At 45.5% G+C, this 16,625-nt stretch carries 19 protein-coding genes; 15 read left to right on the top strand and 4 right to left on the bottom strand.

From position 1 onward, the window contains the following. Positions 1 to 357 precede the first annotated feature (357 nt). A complete protein-coding gene (locus QFZ80_RS16335) occupies positions 358 to 510 on the bottom strand; it encodes a hypothetical protein (protein WP_154669613.1) in 153 nt (50 codons plus the stop codon). A gap of 104 nt (positions 511 to 614) precedes the next feature. After that, the gene (locus QFZ80_RS16330) at positions 615 to 1,370 is read right to left on the bottom strand and encodes an ArsR/SmtB family transcription factor (protein WP_307555462.1); all 756 of its coding nucleotides are present in this window, start codon (positions 1,368 to 1,370) and stop codon (positions 615 to 617) included. A gap of 228 nt (positions 1,371 to 1,598) precedes the next feature. Between QFZ80_RS16330 and QFZ80_RS16325 the strand changes: the two genes are divergently transcribed. The 8 genes from QFZ80_RS16325 to rpoN all read left to right on the top strand — a co-directional run bounded on the left by QFZ80_RS16325 (position 1,599) and on the right by rpoN (position 6,725). After that, the gene (locus QFZ80_RS16325) at positions 1,599 to 1,946 is read left to right on the top strand and encodes an ester cyclase (protein WP_307559993.1); all 348 of its coding nucleotides are present in this window, start codon (positions 1,599 to 1,601) and stop codon (positions 1,944 to 1,946) included. A gap of 42 nt (positions 1,947 to 1,988) precedes the next feature. Further along, positions 1,989 to 2,411: an ester cyclase gene (locus QFZ80_RS16320; protein WP_307545411.1), complete on the top strand. Its 423-nt coding sequence runs from the start codon at positions 1,989 to 1,991 to the stop codon at positions 2,409 to 2,411. A gap of 66 nt (positions 2,412 to 2,477) precedes the next feature. Next, the gene (locus QFZ80_RS16315; RefSeq protein WP_307545413.1) at positions 2,478 to 3,014 is read left to right on the top strand and encodes an NADPH-dependent FMN reductase; all 537 of its coding nucleotides are present in this window, start codon (positions 2,478 to 2,480) and stop codon (positions 3,012 to 3,014) included. Positions 3,015 to 3,183: 169 nt separating this feature from the next. Continuing rightward, positions 3,184 to 3,837, top strand: a complete 654-nt coding sequence (locus tag QFZ80_RS16310; protein WP_307545415.1) for a M48 family metallopeptidase — start codon at positions 3,184 to 3,186, stop codon at positions 3,835 to 3,837. Between the two features lie 217 nt (positions 3,838 to 4,054). After that, entirely contained in the window at positions 4,055 to 4,240 is a 186-nt protein-coding gene (locus QFZ80_RS16305) for a hypothetical protein (protein WP_307545417.1), read from the top strand. Positions 4,241 to 4,432: 192 nt separating this feature from the next. Continuing rightward, the gene (locus QFZ80_RS16300) at positions 4,433 to 4,579 is read left to right on the top strand and encodes a hypothetical protein (protein WP_307559991.1); all 147 of its coding nucleotides are present in this window, start codon (positions 4,433 to 4,435) and stop codon (positions 4,577 to 4,579) included. Positions 4,580 to 4,677: 98 nt separating this feature from the next. Beyond that, positions 4,678 to 4,980: a Gfo/Idh/MocA family protein gene (locus QFZ80_RS16295; protein WP_307559989.1), complete on the top strand. Its 303-nt coding sequence runs from the start codon at positions 4,678 to 4,680 to the stop codon at positions 4,978 to 4,980. A 419-nt stretch (positions 4,981 to 5,399) separates the two neighbouring features. Then, positions 5,400 to 6,725, top strand: a complete 1,326-nt coding sequence (gene rpoN, locus QFZ80_RS16290) for an RNA polymerase factor sigma-54 (protein ID WP_307545424.1) — start codon at positions 5,400 to 5,402, stop codon at positions 6,723 to 6,725. Between the two features lie 16 nt (positions 6,726 to 6,741). Here rpoN and ablB read toward each other — a convergent pair whose 3' ends face one another. Then, positions 6,742 to 7,599 carry a putative beta-lysine N-acetyltransferase gene (gene ablB, locus QFZ80_RS16285; protein WP_307545426.1) on the bottom strand — a complete coding sequence of 286 codons (858 nt, stop codon included), beginning with the start codon at positions 7,597 to 7,599 and terminating at the stop codon, positions 6,742 to 6,744. A gap of 281 nt (positions 7,600 to 7,880) precedes the next feature. Between ablB and QFZ80_RS16280 the strand changes: the two genes are divergently transcribed. From QFZ80_RS16280 to QFZ80_RS16250, 7 genes are read left to right on the top strand one after another with little or no spacing between them, the layout of a single operon-like run. Next, positions 7,881 to 8,144 carry a YokU family protein gene (locus tag QFZ80_RS16280; protein WP_307545428.1) on the top strand — a complete coding sequence of 88 codons (264 nt, stop codon included), beginning with the start codon at positions 7,881 to 7,883 and terminating at the stop codon, positions 8,142 to 8,144. 34 nt (positions 8,145 to 8,178) lie between these two features. Further along, a complete protein-coding gene (locus QFZ80_RS16275; protein WP_307545430.1) occupies positions 8,179 to 9,531 on the top strand; it encodes an aspartate aminotransferase family protein in 1,353 nt (450 codons plus the stop codon). After that, on the top strand, positions 9,531 to 10,259 hold the full coding sequence (locus QFZ80_RS16270; protein ID WP_307545432.1) for a CoA transferase subunit A: 729 nt from the start codon (positions 9,531 to 9,533) through the stop codon (positions 10,257 to 10,259). The genes QFZ80_RS16275 and QFZ80_RS16270 overlap by 1 nt, the downstream gene beginning before the upstream one ends. Further along, positions 10,226 to 10,888 (top strand): 3-oxoacid CoA-transferase subunit B, encoded by a 663-nt coding sequence (locus QFZ80_RS16265; protein WP_307545434.1) that lies wholly within the window; start codon positions 10,226 to 10,228, stop codon positions 10,886 to 10,888. The genes QFZ80_RS16270 and QFZ80_RS16265 overlap by 34 nt, the downstream gene beginning before the upstream one ends. A gap of 60 nt (positions 10,889 to 10,948) precedes the next feature. Next, positions 10,949 to 12,229, top strand: a complete 1,281-nt coding sequence (locus QFZ80_RS16260; RefSeq protein WP_373460410.1) for a peptidase — start codon at positions 10,949 to 10,951, stop codon at positions 12,227 to 12,229. A 2-nt stretch (positions 12,230 to 12,231) separates the two neighbouring features. Beyond that, a complete protein-coding gene (gabT, locus tag QFZ80_RS16255; protein WP_307545436.1) occupies positions 12,232 to 13,602 on the top strand; it encodes a 4-aminobutyrate--2-oxoglutarate transaminase in 1,371 nt (456 codons plus the stop codon). Between the two features lie 59 nt (positions 13,603 to 13,661). Continuing rightward, on the top strand, positions 13,662 to 15,080 hold the full coding sequence (locus QFZ80_RS16250) for an aldehyde dehydrogenase family protein (protein ID WP_307559987.1): 1,419 nt from the start codon (positions 13,662 to 13,664) through the stop codon (positions 15,078 to 15,080). A 66-nt stretch (positions 15,081 to 15,146) separates the two neighbouring features. Here the strand turns inward: QFZ80_RS16250 and kamA are convergent, their stop codons facing one another. Next, a complete protein-coding gene (gene kamA / locus QFZ80_RS16245; protein WP_307545440.1) occupies positions 15,147 to 16,556 on the bottom strand; it encodes a lysine 2,3-aminomutase in 1,410 nt (469 codons plus the stop codon). Between the last annotated feature and the right edge of the window lie 69 nt (positions 16,557 to 16,625).

The raw sequence follows: 16,625 nt of genomic DNA, 5'->3' as shown, positions 1-16,625 counted from the left end.
AAAAAAATGGGCAGGGGATTATTCCTGCCCATTTTTTTATAGTCGGAGGAGCCGCGGATCAGCAGTTCAGAATCCACTTTTAAAACACGATTCTTTCGTGAAGATCGATCAGAAGACCGGGGCAATTTCCTATAACCCGGAGTATTATGCATTTGGGTATGCGAGTAAGTTTGTAAGGGCAGGAGCGTATAGGATTGATTCGAATACGCTCGGCAGTGGAAATATCGAGGATCTCATACACGCTTCCTGCAGGAGCAGCAGCTACATTTGTATGGAGGGGAGAAAAGAGAAGCACGAAGTAAGGTGAGATTCATCAGTCATTAATAAATAAAACCGCCATCTTAGGCGGTTAGAGAATTAAGGTTCATCGATATATTCTTCTTCGTTCGGGATGCTGTTCAAAAGGTTTTTGTCTATTTTTTTCTGATCTTGCTCGGTGTTGGTGTCGCAGTTAACAATACAATTCATTATTTCTTCGGAGTTGTCTTGAATATTAGTGTACTCAACCATGTTTGAACCTCCTTTCATTGACTTAGAGTTTCCAAGATCAAGCCAATTATTCGAGACGTGATTTGGACGCTAATGCAGAAACGTCGTTTGCTAAATTGCTATTATTAATCTCTAGTGAGTGTTGACCCAGTTTCAAGTAAAGTCTTCATTCCTGAAAGTACAATCGGCAAACCCATTTCAAGAATCTTGGCAGTGTTTAGTGCCTGTTCAAATTCATCATGCACGACTGTTACGAGGGTCACACCGTTTAACTCGGTATGAGAATCAATTTCCCACGTAATACGTGATGGGCTCTCTGAGGCCGTATCTGGAAAGGAAGGGAACTGCCAACTCATCACCAACTTATGCGGAGGAGCCATTTCGAGAATGATCCCAGCTGCTAGTTTTTTCTCCTCTGGGTTCCATAGTTCGAAAGAGGATCCGATTTCCCAATTGGATCGGATCGAGCAATTGTACCAAAACTTTGATGTCTTGGCCGGATCTGTAATGGCTTGCCATACTTGCTCGGGTGTCGCTTTGATGGCAATTCGGTTTACATGCCGGGGTTTGTTCTCCATGTTCGTTTCACGCTCCAATTCGTTTTTAAGTGAGGTTAATTCGATCGCCCAGGGCTCGGCGTATTTGCTCACCCATCGGTCGTATATTTGCCGTATGGGCACTGAATTTAGATAATGCAGCTTTTCTCTGCCTACTTTTCTGGTGGTAATGAGGTTAGCTTCCTCCAGAATATGAAGATGCTTCATTACACCGAATCTGGACATTTGCAAAGGGGTACAAAGATCGTTCAACGTGCGCCCATCAGTTGCGTGAAGCAGATCTAAAAGTGTGCGACGGCTGGGATCGGCGAGTGCCTTGAATATATCGTTATCTACTTGGAACGCCTCCTTTTAAAAGTATGCTTACAAGCATGCTTTTTTCACTCTTGACATGTTACTAAATGGTAACGTATTATAAAGGTGACAGTATAGTCACATATTATCATAAACAAGTTTGTTTGTCAGCCGGAGACAAATAGACCCGTCTAACTCAACTAGTTATTTTAACATAATCGCCCAGTTTAAAAATTACAAAAAAGGAGATGTTTGATTATGAAAACGATTGAACAAAAGAACATTGAAACGGTAACAGCATTTATTGAGGCTTTTTCGAATCATAGTGATTTAGATCATACAGATCAATTCTTTTCTAAACAAATAGGGGAGGCATTTCCTGATAAGCACTACTCCGTGGAAGAGGTCATAGCCCAAGGGGAGAAGGTAATAGCAAGAATATTTATGACTGGTACACATAAAGGTGATTTTGCAGGAAATCCACCAACGGGCAATTCAGTTAAGGCCACTCAGTTTCGTGAATTTCGTGTAGTAGAAGGTAAGATTATTGAACATCGTGGTTGGTTCGATACAGCGACACTTTTGCCACAAATTAAAGCTAATTAATTAGTAAAAGCAAACATATAACAACAAAGGAGATGTTTTATTGTGATAACGATTGAACAGAAAAATATTGAAACGATAACAGCGTTTATCGAGGCTTTTTGGAATCAAAGTGATATGGAAAGTACTGAACGATTTTTGTCAACCGATTATCAAGAGCACTCTTATCAATCAAAAGAAGGGCTGAAACAATTTGCTGGAAAAATATTAGAAGCATTTCCTGATAAACAATACACAGTGGAAGAGATCGTAGCCCAAGGGGAGAAGGTAATCGTAAGAATGGTTGTAAAAGGTACGCATAAAGGGGTGTTTTTTGGAACCTCACCAACGGGCAATTCAATTGATGTCACGCTGTACCGTCAATATCGAGTAGTAGATGGTAAGATTGCCGAGCACCGTGGTTGGATCGATATGATGACAATGTGGCGCCAAATACAAGGAAAAACATTTCCGAATGCAGTCACTTAACAGATGAGAATAGTTGCAGAATCGGATCATAAGCTCAAAATAGGAATTTATGAGGAGGCTCTTTAAATGCTGAAAATTGGAATTATTTTAGGAAGTACTAGACCTGGACGGGTGAGTCCACAAGTGGGAAATTGGCTCAAAGAAATTGCAGATAAACGTGGAGATGCAAGCTACGAGTTAGTGGATATTGCAGATTACAAATTACCCTTTTTTGGTGAGCCAGGTAGCGAAGAACAAATCAAAAATTGGACTGGAAAATTGAATAGCCTTGATGGTTTTGTATTTATTACGCCAGAATACAACCACAGCATTACTGGTGCTTTAAAAAATGCACTCGATTTAGCACGCGAGGAATGGAATAACAAAGCTGCGGGTATCATCAGTTATGGGTCAACTGGCGGGGCACGAGCGGCGGAACATCTGAGAGGAATATTAGGAGAGCTGCTAGTTGCTGATGTGAAAGCACATCCAACTTTATCGATATTTACCGATTTTGAGAATTATAGTACATTTAAACCAGCTGATTTACATCTCATTAATGTTAAACTTATGCTGGATCAAGTGATCGCATGGAGTGGAGCGCTTAAAACACTACGCAATTAGATACTAGATTATTGCCAGATAAAAAACGCTTGGTCCTTTTAAATTAAGGGATCAAGCGTTTTCTATTAACGTTAACAAATATAAAAGGATTCCCGCATTGCAATTTAAACGGAATAGTGATTTGATACTTATACGATTTATAAATAACCTTATAGGAACGATGATGATTATGAAAATTGAATTTGAAAATAATACGATAGAATTTAATGTTCAATATGGAATTAGAAAAAAGATTTCGATTCATATTGATTCTATGGGTTTCATTACCGTTAAAGCTCCTAATGATACAAGTAAAGAGATGGTAATGAGTGCTGTGAGTCATCATGGGAAAACGATTTTGGAGAAATTACAACTCATTGCGGAAGCTCGAGAAACCCCTAAGACAAGAGAATATCAAGATAAGGGAAAGTTCCTTCATCTTGGAAAATATTATTATCTCCATGAGTTAATTGAGATTAATGACCTAAATGAAGAAGAATTGAAAATGAATCTTAAGAAGTTCTATTTCTCAAGCTGTAAAAAGATTATAGGGGAACGAATCAAAATTTATCAAACACAGCTGAAAGTAAAACCCAAAACGATTGAGGTAGATGAGTCCAAAACCAAGTGGGGAAGCTGCAGCTCGGATAAAAAAATAACCTTTAATTATCGGTTAGCCATGGCTCCAGTTGAAGTGATTGATTATGTCATCATCCATGAACTATGTCATCTCCTTCATATGAATCATGATCGATCATTTTGGAGACGCGTTGGAAGCATTATGCCGGATTATAAAGAAAAGGAAGCGTTTTTGGCAAGGCATGGACATGCTATGACTCTTTGAGAAACGAAAATTCAATAACAATTGGAAAAGTCAGCCGGTCTAAGTGGTTCGGGTGATTTTTTTCTATTCAACATTTAGCCGAGTGTAAAGCTTAAAAAATGTGAATTTACTTCGAAAAATACGTCAACTTTTCATGAAATTTAATTGATATGATAAGAATCAAGGAACAAGAATGCAATGCTTTGGATAGAACCAAAGGAAGGGTGGGATTTAAATTTTGATATTGGAACGACTGGGTGTTTTAACGGATGAGGTTTCAGCTAATTTCGAGGAAGCGTTAAATTGGGCAGTCGAACAGGGTTTAAAGCATGTTGAAGTCCGAGTCATTAACGGACGGAATGTGGTCACTCTAAATGACGATCAAGCCATGGAAGTCCGGCGTCAGGTCGAAGCCCGCGGGTAATTGTGCGCAGTGTCGATTCATCCGCTTTAAGGGGTTTGTGGGACCCGGGGAATGAGGCATACGGTGGTCGTGAGGCATTTTCGGTAGGTTTCGGATTCATGAAGGATATATTGGCTTGTTCACCTTAAGGATGCTTATGTATGTGCAGACGGAACTGCCCGTTGTGTGCCACTTGGCTCAGGCAGTGTACCTGTGATTCCACAACTCAAAGCATTGTTGGCAGACGGATACGATGGACTCTTCACGATTGAAACGCATTTCATTCCTGAGGGCGGCAGCCAGATGACGGGTACTCGTATGATGCTCGATGCGCTGCGTGCGCTTCTAAGTGAGGCATAGCACAATGACCACGTGGAGATTTGGCATTATTGGATGCGGATCCGGCGCTGACTTTCATATCGAGGCAATCCGCGAAATTGAGGACGCAAGCTTAACCTTTGTTTTTCAGCCGTAATGAAGCAAGAGTGAAAGCGATTGCGAAGCAGGAGAACTGCGCTTGTACGACAGTTTATCAAGAGTTGATCCATAGTCCGGATGTAAATATCGTCTGTGTGACGACTTCAAGCGGAAGTCATGCCCGCATTGGGCTAGATGTTTTGAACGCTGGAAAGCATCTAGTTATGGAAAAACCGATCGCGATGAACACGCTTGATGCTGAAGAACTTGTACCACGGCAAAAGAACGTGGAGTTACAGAAAATGCGCAAAGAAAGTATATCTTTTTTGCGAGAATGGTTATAGAGATCCCCAAATATTGCTGATAGAAAAACCACTCCGTTCATTCTGGGTGGTGGACGGTGTAGGATTTGTGATGAAAGCGCCTTTGGCGGTTTCAAACATTCTGGTATCGGCCGCGAGTATGGGATCCATGCTGTAAATGACAAGCAAAATGTATGTAGTAACGATTATGAAAAATAACAATGTTGATTTGGCCTATATTTAATTACATTAATAATTAATATTGTTAATCAAATAAAACCGCAGCCGTTTACCGGCGATGTATTGAGGCCAACTCCGACCATCAAAGATTCGGAATTTAGTGTAAATAGGAGAAGACGCCGTTACTTCAAACGGTGTCTTCTTTCTTTTCAAGTCGAAATGGACAAAAAGGGATCGTACCTGAATACATATATAAGCAAAAACATAAAGGGGTGATGTACATGCGCCCAGGATACGGAATGTTCCAACAGCAAACCGCCAAAATGCGGTTAACTCCGCAATTGCGAAAAGCCATAACGATTCTCCAGCTCTCGACACCGGAATTGTTGGAGGTTATCCAGCAGGAGATGAATGATAACCCGGTATTGGAATTCACCGGAAACGAATGGGATGCGTATAATGGCACTCGTAAATTCCCTAATGCAATAGGGAGGAATGATCAAATCTATGACCCCTTACAACATGCCCCGTCGAATGAGGTGACCCTGGAAAGGCATTTAAAGGAGCAGTTGAGCTTTGCAAAAAAAATCCCGCCAACTATTCGTAAAATTGTCACGTTTATGATCGGAAATCTGGACAATAATGGCTACCTTGGATCCTCCTTAAATGAAATTTCCGACGTATTTAAGGTTGATCTTGCTCAAGCAGAGCTTGCGCTGAGGATCTTACAGGGCTTTGAGCCCGTCGGCGTAGGAGCAAGAAATTTGAGAGAATGTCTGCTTCTTCAGGTTCAGTCCTTGTCGGAGTGCTTTCCGTTAGTATCCGTACTCATTCGTAGTCATCTGAAGGATGTGGCTGATTATCACATTCATAAATTGTCGACGATACTGCAAGTGACTGCTCAAGAAATTAAGACTGCGATTGAAGTAATCAAAGGATTGAATCCTAGACCTGGGGCAGCATTTCATACAGAAGCAGTGCCCTATATTATTCCCGAGGTCATCATCGAAAAGGAAGGTGAGCAGCTCGTTGTGCTGATTCATCAAGCAGCATCGCCCCGCCTCTCCGTTAATGGTTATTACGAACGAATGGCGAAGGATGGCAGCGACAATTACGAAGCAACAAAGTTCCTCTTTGGTAAAATAAACTCAGCGATGTTCTTCCTGAAGTGTTTGGAGCAAAGACGAAAGACCATATTCCGCGTAGCGCAAGCCATCGTGGAGGAACAGACCGATTTTTTTTGGAAGGGTGCTTCGCATCTCAAACCGATGACTTTGAAGTATATTGCCGATAAACTCAATGTGCATGAATCGACGGTCAGCCGCGCGACGGCTGGCAAATATGCCCAAACGCCATGGGGCATCTTCGAGCTGAAGTATTTCTTTCCCTCCGGTTTGCAAATGGACCTAGGAGATCCAGCGTCCTCGGAGCGCGTAAAAGCGAGAATAAAGGAATGGATCCATGGGGAAAACCATGCGAAGCCTTACTCCGACCAGAAGCTGGCAGAGCTAATGATGAAGGAAGGCATTCAAATTTCTCGCCGCACTGTGAACAAATATCGGGAGGAGTTAGGCATTTCTTCTTCCCTGAGAAGGAAACGCATATAGTTTAAAGGGGGCAAATTCACTTCAACATCTTGGTCCACAAATTCATGTCCTCAAATTTATCGTAAATATCGCAATTTTTCGTTAGTCTGCCGTAATAACGGTATCCCATCTGGAAGAAAACAGCGTTCATACCGAAAGATAGGGCTCTGGATAAGGAGTAGGCGCAAGTAATGTTTCGCGCGAGTAATTCATCTTCCAAGGCATGCATAAGCAATCTCATGAGTCCTTGATTACGATAGGCAGGGAGAGTGGCGCAATCCGTCATTTCCGCATTGGCGTAGACCGAATTGATCTCAGCGGAGGCGGCGCTAATCAGTTGATGCGGCGATTCTACGAGATAATAAATCGTTCCATCCCGCATTGTTTTTTCAACGTACAAAGGATCATTCATCGGTGTCGGGTACGTTTGAAATATTTGATCGTATAAGACAGCAAGCCGCTCAGCATCCTCCGTCCGAGCTATACGCAGTGTACATTGTTCCGGAACCAAGGGCCGACCTGGCTTGAGGGGAAGAGCTAGCACTTGTTTTAGAATGTGATCCTCCTCCATCCAATAATCGCTAGTCCGCCGCTCAAGATCATCATACAGTGCCATACAGTAAGCGTCGCGACCGTTGAAATATCCTTTATAAATTCCCTCCAGCATGCAGCCTTTGGATAGAAAGGTTTGCCAGTCATCCTCTCGCGATTTAATAAACACTTTGGTTAATGCATTAGCTTTGGCAATTTCGGCTATTCGCTTGCAGAGGGCATCCACATTCCCCTGATAGTCATCCACCCGCAACCTTTTATTAAAAAAATCGAGGCAAAAGCTTACCGTGTAATCGTCGCCTCTTTCAACCTGATTCGTGTACGTTGGCAGATTATTTGGCATCCTGCATTCCCCTTTCTCCCTAAAATCGTTCCATTCATCTATTCGCAAAAATGGTGCCAACTGTAAACCAAGACCACGATAGGTAAAGTCTGTGAGCAATACCGTATGAATTATTAATTTTGCTGCCAAAAAAATAGCAGCTGCAAAATATTTGGCGGCTTTTCCCGCGAAAACTTACCCTGATAGAAGTCTGGATGCCTATTTCGAAAAGTTGGCATCTATTTTGCATAGTAATCAGGTAGAGATAAGAATGTTCTAAACAAATATAAAGGAGGAAGTGTATGAAATGCATGTGGTGTGAAACGGAGGATATCCGTGAAAGCGTGAAAGATTGCTACTGGGTTTTGCCGGATGGGCGAGTGGCAGTTCAGATTTTGGAAGTTCCCGCTATCGAATGTTCCAACTGTCGTACTTACGTATTGGAGAGCACCGCGCAGCAAATCGAAGAGACACTTTATTGGCATGATGTGTCTGCTCTTGGAACTACATTTCGCTATGAAGATCTGTTGAAGGCTCCGCGGGTTAAGAATATGTTTCTCAAATAAAACCGTAGCGATGGTTAACAAAGGGGGGGGCTTAATGAAGCGGGAGCATTTAATCAAGCCGGTTTTGGACCACCATTATCCCACCATTCAATATGGAAAAGGTGTTTATTTGTACGATGATCAAGGCAAAGCCTATATAGATGCATCCTCGGGTGCTGTGACAGCCGGAATCGGGCACGGGGTTCATGAAATCATCGATGCGATGCTGGAGCAAGCGGGCAAGGTCTCTTTTGTCTACCGCTCTCAGTTTACAAGTGAACCAGCCGAAAAGCTGGCAAAGAAGCTGAGCGATTTGGCGCCAGGCAATGATTACTGGGCTTTCTTTGTGAACAGCGGGTCCGAAGCTACGGAGACGGCGATGAAGATTGCCATCCAACACTGGCAGGAGAAGGGGCGCCAAGGTAAAAATAAAGTGATTTCAAGACGGATGAGCTATCACGGTATAACGATGGGCGCTCTTTCGATGTCAGGCCATGTACTTAGAAGAAGACGATTTATTCCGTTATTGGAGGACTTTCCGGTCGTCGTGCCCCCTTATTGCTACCGATGTCCTTTGAACAAGACCTATCCAGATTGCAAGTTAGCGTGTGCGGACGATTTGGAAACCGCTATAAAGCGGATCGGCGCCGAACATATCGCCGCATTTATTGCAGAGCCGATAATCGGAGCTGCAGGCGGTGCTATTGTACCACCCGAAGGATATTTCACGAGGATCAAAGAGATTTGCGAGCGGAATGAGATCTTATTCATCGCCGATGAGGTCATGACGGGGATTGCCCGCACAGGAGCTATGTTCGGTATGGAGCACTATGGCGTCGAACCGGATCTGATAGCTCTAGGAAAAGGCATGAGCGCCGGATATACGCCGATGGCGGCAACGCTTGCCAAAGATCACGTGATGGAACCTATTTTGAAGGGATCCAAAAGTATCATGTCCGGCCACACCTATAGCGCAAATCCCCAATCGGCGGCAGTTTCACTTGCGGTTCTTGCCTATATCGAAAAGCATCAGTTAGTTAGGGCAGCAGAGATCAAGGGCAGCTATTTGCTGGGAAAGATGCGCCAAATGGCTGACCAGATCGAGACCATCGGCGATGTAAGGGGTAGAGGACTTCTGCTGGCTATAGAATTTGTTTCCGATCGGACCAACAAGCTGCCGTTTCCATCTGGGCTAGGTGTCACCTCTCGAATCGTCGAAGTAGCTTTCCAAAAAGGCCTTCTCGTGTATCCTGCGGCAGGCGCGGTGGACGGGGTAGGGGATGCCATTATTGTGGCCCCTCCTTTTGTGATTACAGAAGAAGAAATCGATCAGCTCGTGCGGATTTTGGATGAATCTATTCGGGAAGTCATGGCTGAGGTTACCCGATCCGTATTGGAGGAGATTTGATGGAGCCATATGAGAACACACATGCGGTCGCATCCGGCAAAGTAAGGACCTTGGAAGAGGCACTTCAAGTGATAACCGATGGCTGTACGCTGATGTATGGCGGGTTTGGCGGCATTGGAACCCCTCCAACGATGATCGAAGGTATGTTGCAAAAGGGGATTAAAGATATCACGATCATTGGCAATGATACTGGATTTCCGCACATCGGCATTGGTAGATTAATCACAGCAGGCAGAGTAAAGAAGGTGATTGCCTCTCATATCGGCTCCAATCCTAACGCTGGTCTAAGGATGGAGGAAGGCACCATGGAGGTGGTGTTTTACCCGCAAGGAACTTTAGCGGAAAAAATCCGGGCAGGCGGCGTAGGTCTTGGCGGTATATTGGTGGATGTCGGCGTTGGAACGATCATGGAGCTGGGAAAGGAGACCGTTTCCATCGACGAGAAAAAATATCTGGTGGAGCCGGCATTGACGGCGGACGTTGCCATTGTTCATGCGAAAAAAGCCGATCCGTACGGGAATCTTGTCTATGATAAAAGCGGCAGAAATCTAAATCCATTGGTCGCCATGGCTGGGAAATTTACGATTGCGGAAGTCGATGAGATTGTACCGCTAGGCGAGCTTGACCCCGAAAACATTGTAACACCGGGCATTTTTGTAGATATGGTGATATTGAGCAGAGGGGTGACTTGGGAATGGGTATGGGAAAAGAAACCCGCGTCCGTATAGCAAAGCGGGCTGCTCAAGAATTAAAGGACGGCATGGCTGTCAATCTAGGAATCGGCATCCCGACCCAAGTTGCAGATTACGTTCCTGAAGGCATTCACGTTGTTTTTCATGCGGAAAATGGGATATTGGGTGCAGGGGGTGCCCCGCTTCCTGGGGAAGAAGATGCTTTTCTCTGCAACGCAGGAGGATACCCCGTCACGATTACCAATGGGGCTTCCTACTGCGATAGCAGCATTGCTTTTGCCATGATACGCAGGGGATATATCGATATCACAATACTTGGGGCGCTAGAGGTCAGTGAGCGCGGGGATTTGGCCAATTGGATTGTACCGGGGAAGCGGGTGGCAGGGATCGGAGGGGCGATGGAGCTTGCGCAAAAAGCCAAAAAAGTCATCGTGCTTATGAATCATGTCAACCGGCAGGGGGAATCCAAAGTTAAAAAACAATGTGACTTGCCGCTAACAGCGCGGGAATGTGTCAAATTGATTGTTACGGAAATGGCCGTGATGGAGGTCACGGATCAAGGATTGCTTTTAAAAGAAATCATGCTGCCTTATACGATAGAGGACGTTGTAAATCACACGGAGGCTAAATTGATCATTCCGGAGAACATCTCGTACATTCCATAAACGTGTGTTGTAGACGCGTCTTCATATGCCTATCTGAAGGAGGGAATTCCTTTGCCCAATCTGAACGCTGAGCTGCAAAAGCAAATTCATGAGTGGATTAGGCTTCATCGCGAAGAAGGAACCTGTTTGCTGCAGAATATGGTCAGGATACCTAGTACACAAGGCAATGAGAAGGAAGTCCAGACCTTAATTGCCGATAAATTTCGTGAGTTGAGACTAGACGTTGATGTATGGGAACCGGATGGAGAGACCCTTGAGACACATCCTTATTTTTGTTCTCCTAGAAACCGTTTTACAGGCAGTCCCAATGTAGTCGGTGTCATGAAGGGGTCCGGAGGTGGACGTTCTATCCTACTAAATGGTCATATCGATGTCGTTCCGGAAGGGAATCGGGATCAATGGCAAGATGATCCTTTTAGCGGCAATGTGGTGGATGGGAAGCTGTATGGACGTGGGGCAACGGATATGAAAGGCGGAAACGTCTCTCTCCTTCTCGCTGTGGAGGCTATTCAGAGTCTTGGCATTAGTTTGAAGGGCGACGTCATAATTCAAAGCGTCATTGAAGAGGAAAGCGGCGGAGTAGGGACTCTAGCTGCGATCGTGAAGGGATATCGAGCAGATGCAGCCCTCATTCCTGAGCCTACCAATTTACGCATATTTCCAAAGCAGCAGGGTTCTATGTGGTTTCGCATCGAGGTCAAAGGCCGTTCAGCACATGGCGGAACCAGATACGAAGGGGTTAGTGCCATTGAGAAAAGCATGATCGTGATGCAGCATATCCGTGAGCTTGAGGAGCAAAGAAATGCCCGTATCTCGGATCCTTTGTACGCTCAAAACCCTATTCCAATCCCTATTAATATAGGGGTCATTCATGGAGGGAATTGGCCTTCCTCCGTAGTGGACACTGTCAAGTTAGAGGGAAGAATGGGCGTTGCACCTGAGGAAAAGCTTGATGAGGCTAAGGAGGAAATGGCCCGTTGGATGGAGGAGCTTAAGGGAAAAGACCCTTGGTTTGAAGAACATCCGCCTGTAGTTGAATGGTTTGGAGCCCGTTGGGTCCCAGGCAGCGTCGATCCTGGGCATGATTTGATAAGGGTTCTTAAGGAGCAATATAGGGAGGTTAAGCAAGAAGAAGCTAGAATTGAAGCATCGCCATGGGGAACAGACGGCGGATTGCTAACGCAGCTTGGAGAAACGCCTTGTATCGTTTTCGGTCCAGGCATCACTCAAGTGGCCCATTATCCGAACGAGCACATTGTGCTGGATCATGTGTTTGAAGCAGCGGAGATCATCGCATTGACCCTGATTCATTGGTGTGGTTTTGATGAAATGGAGGCGTAGGGATGGATCGGAACCCAAGACTTACGAAATATATTGATATGAAGACGGCGATCCCGGGTCCTCAGGCTCAGCTTCTGCTAGAGCGGCGCATGGCGAATATCCCGAGAGGTCCTTTCCATACAGTTCCTACCTTTGCGGCTAAAGGGGAGGGGGCGCTGTTCACGGATGTTGACGGGAATACCTTTATCGATTTTGCGGGGGCGATAGGTTCCTTAAATGTCGGGCATTGTCCGCCTAAAGTCGTGGAAGCGCTGAAGTCCCAGCTGGATCAGTATCTGCATCCCTGCTTTCACGTCATGATGTATGAGCCATACGTGGCATTGGCTGAGAAGCTCAATGCGTTGACCCCAGGGGATCATAAGAAGAAAACGTTCTTCTTGAACAGCGGTGCAGAGGCTGTTGAAAATGCGGTGAAAATTGCACGTAAATATACGGGGCGAAGAGCCGTGATTTCCTTTGAACGCGGCTTTCACGGCAGAACCTATATGGCTATGTCTTTAACCAGCAAGGTAAAGCCTTATAAGAACGGCTTTGGCCCTTTCGCTCCTGATACGTACAAAATGCCCTATCCTTACTACTATCGTGCCCCTTTAGGGATGTTACCGGATGAGGTGGATGATCAAATATTGCAGAAATTCGAGGACTTCTTCTTGTCGGAAGTCCCTGGTGATGAGGTTGCTGCTATCATTATGGAGCCGGTTCAAGGAGAAGGAGGCTTTGTCATACCATCCCTCCGGTTTATTCAAGGTGTGAAGGTGTTGTGCGAGAAATACGGTATTCTGCTAATTGCCGATGAAGTGCAGACTGGATTCGGACGGACAGGGAAGAACTTTGCGATGGAGCACTACGGAGTTGTGCCGGATCTGATGACAATGTCCAAATCGATTGCCGCCGGGCTCCCAATTAGTGCCGTGACCGGACGGGCGGAGATCATGGATGCACCCGATATCGGTGAAATCGGGGGTACTTATGGAGGCAGCCCGCTTGGCTGTGTAGCTGCATTAAAAGTAATTGAAATGCTAGAGGAGGATCGGCTGGCTGAACGGGCTGTATCGATTGGGGCAGCGGTTAGCGAACGGTTTCTCCGGCTGCAGCAGGAAGTTGGTTGCATTGGCGACGTACGAACGTTGGGCGCGATGAGTGCGATTGAGTTGGTGAAGGATCCGGTGACGAAAATACCAGATAAAGAGCTAACGACTCAGATTTTAAAGGAGGCGCATCAACACGGGGTCATCGTGATGGGGGCTGGTCTATACAGCAATGTGATTCGTATTCTAAGTCCGCTGGTCATCACGGATGAGCAGCTTGCTGAGGGATTGGATGTTCTGGAGCAGGCTGTTAAGGCGTGTATTAGTAAGAATATTCCTTCATAAGCCTATGCTTACGATGTCAGTTTTCTTAAGCAAAACGCTAACAAGGAAGGGGGCGCAGCATGAGGAAGCATCTATTCATCGACGGGAAATGGGTGGAAGCAAGCGAGTATCGTCCTTTATTCTCTCCCTACAGCGGTGAACAAATCGCTGAGGTCGCGTATGCAGGAGCAGCCGAAGTTGCGCGTGCGATTGAGGCTGCTGAAAGAGCCAGGCCTATAATGGCGAGTATGCCGGCGCATGAACGGGCCTCGATTTTAGAGAAGCTGGCTACTTTAATCCGAGAGAAGTCGGAAGAGTGCGCCCGTCTGATTGCGCTAGAAGCAGCTAAACCGTTAAAAACGGCGAGGCTTGAGGTAGAGAGAACAATCGCAACCTACAAATTTGCCGCAGAAGAGGCGAAGCGGATCCACGGTGAAACGATCCCTATGGATGCTGCCCCGGGGGGAGAGGACCGCGTAGCGTACACGATCCGCCAGCCCTTGGGGGTTGTTGCGGCCATCACACCATTCAATTTTCCGATGAATCTGGTTGCACACAAGGTAGGCCCAGCCATCGCTGCGGGCAACACCATCGTATTGAAACCAGCCGGCCAAACGCCTTTATCCGCTTTGTTTTTAGCAGAGCTTTTGCAGCAGGCGGGTCTTCCGGCAGGTGCTCTAAACGTAGTTACTGGCAGTGGAAGCGTGATTGGGGACTGTCTAGTGAGAGATGATAGAATAAAGGCCGTGACTTTCACTGGAAGTCCGGAGGTTGGGATCGCAATCCGCAACAAAGCAGGCTTGAAAAAGGTGATTTTAGAATTAGGGTCCAATTCCGCTCTCATTGTGGATCAAGGGGTTGATGTGGATGCCATGATCGCAAGAGCGGTCACAGGCGCATTTTCCTATGCAGGTCAGGTTTGCATTTCGCTACAGCGCATTTATGTTCATGAGCAGCTTTTTGATGAATTCGTCAGTAAATTCGTCATACAGACAGAGACGCTTCATTTAGGTGATCCTTTGGATCCCGCTACGGATGTTTCGGCTTTAATCGGTCTTCGCGACTCTGAGCGTTCTTTGCAATGGATCGCAGAAGCTGAGAAGCTTGGCGCTACAGTCGCGACCGGTAATAGGAAAGACGGTAATATCGTCCAACCTACAGTATTGCTTCATGTTGATTCTTCATCTAAAATATCTTGCCAAGAAGTTTTTGCCCCGATTGTGATGATCAATAAAGTTTCCACGATAGAGGAAGCCATACGATTGGTTAATGACTCCAAATATGGACTTCAAGCGGGTATTTATACAGAAAATATCCGAACGGCCTTTGCCGCTGCTGAAGCTTTAGAGGTAGGCGGCGTCATGATTAATGATATTCCCACCTTCCGTGTGGACCACATGCCGTATGGAGGCGTTAAGGAAAGCGGGACTGGGCGTGAAGGTGTGAAGTATACCATTCAGGAATTGACGGAGCAGAAATTGATTTGTTTTAAAAAGTAGGCGACACATGGGAAAAGACCTCATCCACGCAAATGATGTTTGGCGTAGGCGAGGTCTTTTTGACATTTAAGATTCTGGGCTTTCTGTATTCGCAATACTTTCATTATCCTCCTTATTAACCCTCTGCTGAGCTTTCATCAATTTGTCTTTCATTTCATCTCTCTTTGGCCGACGATCCTTCAACGACGCGTGCTCTGGTGTATCTTGGTAAATTTTTCTTCTGCCGATCCGGTGCAAATTTTCTGGCACTAGTGTAAATTTTTCATCTTTCATGAGAGCAATAATTCCAGTGCTTTCCGGCTGTTTCTCGATACCGAATATTTCATTGAAATATTCGTCTGCACGGCCCGGTACATAGTTTTTCGGCTCGGGGTAACCGACGATGACACCTTCGTAATTACGCAGAATGACCTTATCTTGGCTTTGTGAGATCAAATAGTTAGGCTGAAGTGCGATTTTCCCGCCTCCTCCTGGAGCGTCAACGACGAAGGTAGGTACCGCATACCCGGAGGTGTGGCCGCGAAGCGATTCGATAATTTCAAGACCTTTGGAAACGGGTGCCCGGAAATGACCGATCCCTTCAGATAAATCGCATTGATAAATATAGTAAGGACGAACACGAATTTTCACTAGATCATGCATAAGCTTCTTCATAATATAGGTACTGTCGTTGATACCAGCCAGAATCACCGACTGATTGCCTAAAGGTACACCGGCATTCGCTAGCATTTCGCAGGACTTTTTCGCTTCGTCCGTCATTTCCAAAGGATGATTAAAATGGGTATTCAGCCAAACCGGATGATATTTTTTGATAATGCTGCATAAATGCTCCGTGATCCGCTGCGGGAAAACAACTGGAGCTCTCGTACCGATACGAATGATCTCAACATGGGGAATCGCCCGCAAATTTTTCAAAATATACTCCAAAATATTGTCGTTAATTAATAGTCCATCCCCGCCAGAAAGCAGAACGTCGCGCACCTCTGGTGTATTTCGAATATAAGCAATCGCATCATCCAATTGTTTTTTGGGAACCCCCATGCCCACCTGACCGGAGAAACGGCGGCGAGTGCAGTATCTGCAGTACATCGAGCATTGATTCGTTACTAGAAATAGAACCCTGTCAGGATAACGATGTGTTAACCCAGGGGTAGGGGAGTCTTCGTCCTCATAGAGGGGATCCTCGAGATCATACTTTGTTTTCAATAATTCGGCGGAAATGGGAACAGATTGCATGCGAATCGGGCATCTCGGGTCATCTGGATTCATCAATGATGCGTAATAGGGGGTAATATTTAATGGAATGGTTTGCGTTGAAATCCGAACCCCCTCTTCTTCCTCGGGTGTTAAATTCACTACTTTCTTCAGATCTTCCAAAGTACGAATGGTATGTGTCAGCTGCCAAAGCCAATCATTCCACTGCTCATCCGTTACGTTTTTCCATAGCTCAACTTGCTTCCAGTCACGTCGTTCCATTATTGCACCTCCAGTAATGATGCCTTCTCATAAGTAGTAAGATGCAAAAAGCGTGCCAACATTTCCACG

The organism is Paenibacillus sp. V4I7 (assembly GCF_030817275.1).
Lineage (GTDB): Bacteria > Bacillota > Bacilli > Paenibacillales > NBRC-103111 > Paenibacillus_E.
Note: the sequence above shows the minus strand (reverse complement) of the source record. Positions and strands in the feature narration are given on the sequence as shown.

What these genes read in the sequence shown, in the direction of transcription:
- QFZ80_RS16280 (WP_307545428.1), top strand. Translation starts at nt 7,881, where the DNA reads ATGAAATGCATGTGGTGTGAAACGGAGGATATCCGTGAAAGCGTGAAA.
- gabT (WP_307545436.1), top strand. Translation starts at nt 12,232, where the DNA reads ATGGATCGGAACCCAAGACTTACGAAATATATTGATATGAAGACGGCG.
- QFZ80_RS16315 (WP_307545413.1), top strand. Translation starts at nt 2,478, where the DNA reads ATGCTGAAAATTGGAATTATTTTAGGAAGTACTAGACCTGGACGGGTG.
- QFZ80_RS16265 (WP_307545434.1), top strand. Translation starts at nt 10,226, where the DNA reads ATGGGTATGGGAAAAGAAACCCGCGTCCGTATAGCAAAGCGGGCTGCT.
- QFZ80_RS16270 (WP_307545432.1), top strand. Translation starts at nt 9,531, where the DNA reads ATGGAGCCATATGAGAACACACATGCGGTCGCATCCGGCAAAGTAAGG.
- rpoN (WP_307545424.1), top strand. Translation starts at nt 5,400, where the DNA reads ATGCGCCCAGGATACGGAATGTTCCAACAGCAAACCGCCAAAATGCGG.
- QFZ80_RS16275 (WP_307545430.1), top strand. Translation starts at nt 8,179, where the DNA reads ATGAAGCGGGAGCATTTAATCAAGCCGGTTTTGGACCACCATTATCCC.
- ablB (WP_307545426.1), bottom strand. Translation starts at nt 7,599, where the DNA reads ATGCCAAATAATCTGCCAACGTACACGAATCAGGTTGAAAGAGGCGAC.
- QFZ80_RS16310 (WP_307545415.1), top strand. Translation starts at nt 3,184, where the DNA reads ATGAAAATTGAATTTGAAAATAATACGATAGAATTTAATGTTCAATAT.
- kamA (WP_307545440.1), bottom strand. Translation starts at nt 16,556, where the DNA reads ATGGAACGACGTGACTGGAAGCAAGTTGAGCTATGGAAAAACGTAACG.
- QFZ80_RS16250 (WP_307559987.1), top strand. Translation starts at nt 13,662, where the DNA reads ATGAGGAAGCATCTATTCATCGACGGGAAATGGGTGGAAGCAAGCGAG.
- QFZ80_RS16325 (WP_307559993.1), top strand. Translation starts at nt 1,599, where the DNA reads ATGAAAACGATTGAACAAAAGAACATTGAAACGGTAACAGCATTTATT.
- QFZ80_RS16335 (WP_154669613.1), bottom strand. Translation starts at nt 510, where the DNA reads ATGGTTGAGTACACTAATATTCAAGACAACTCCGAAGAAATAATGAAT.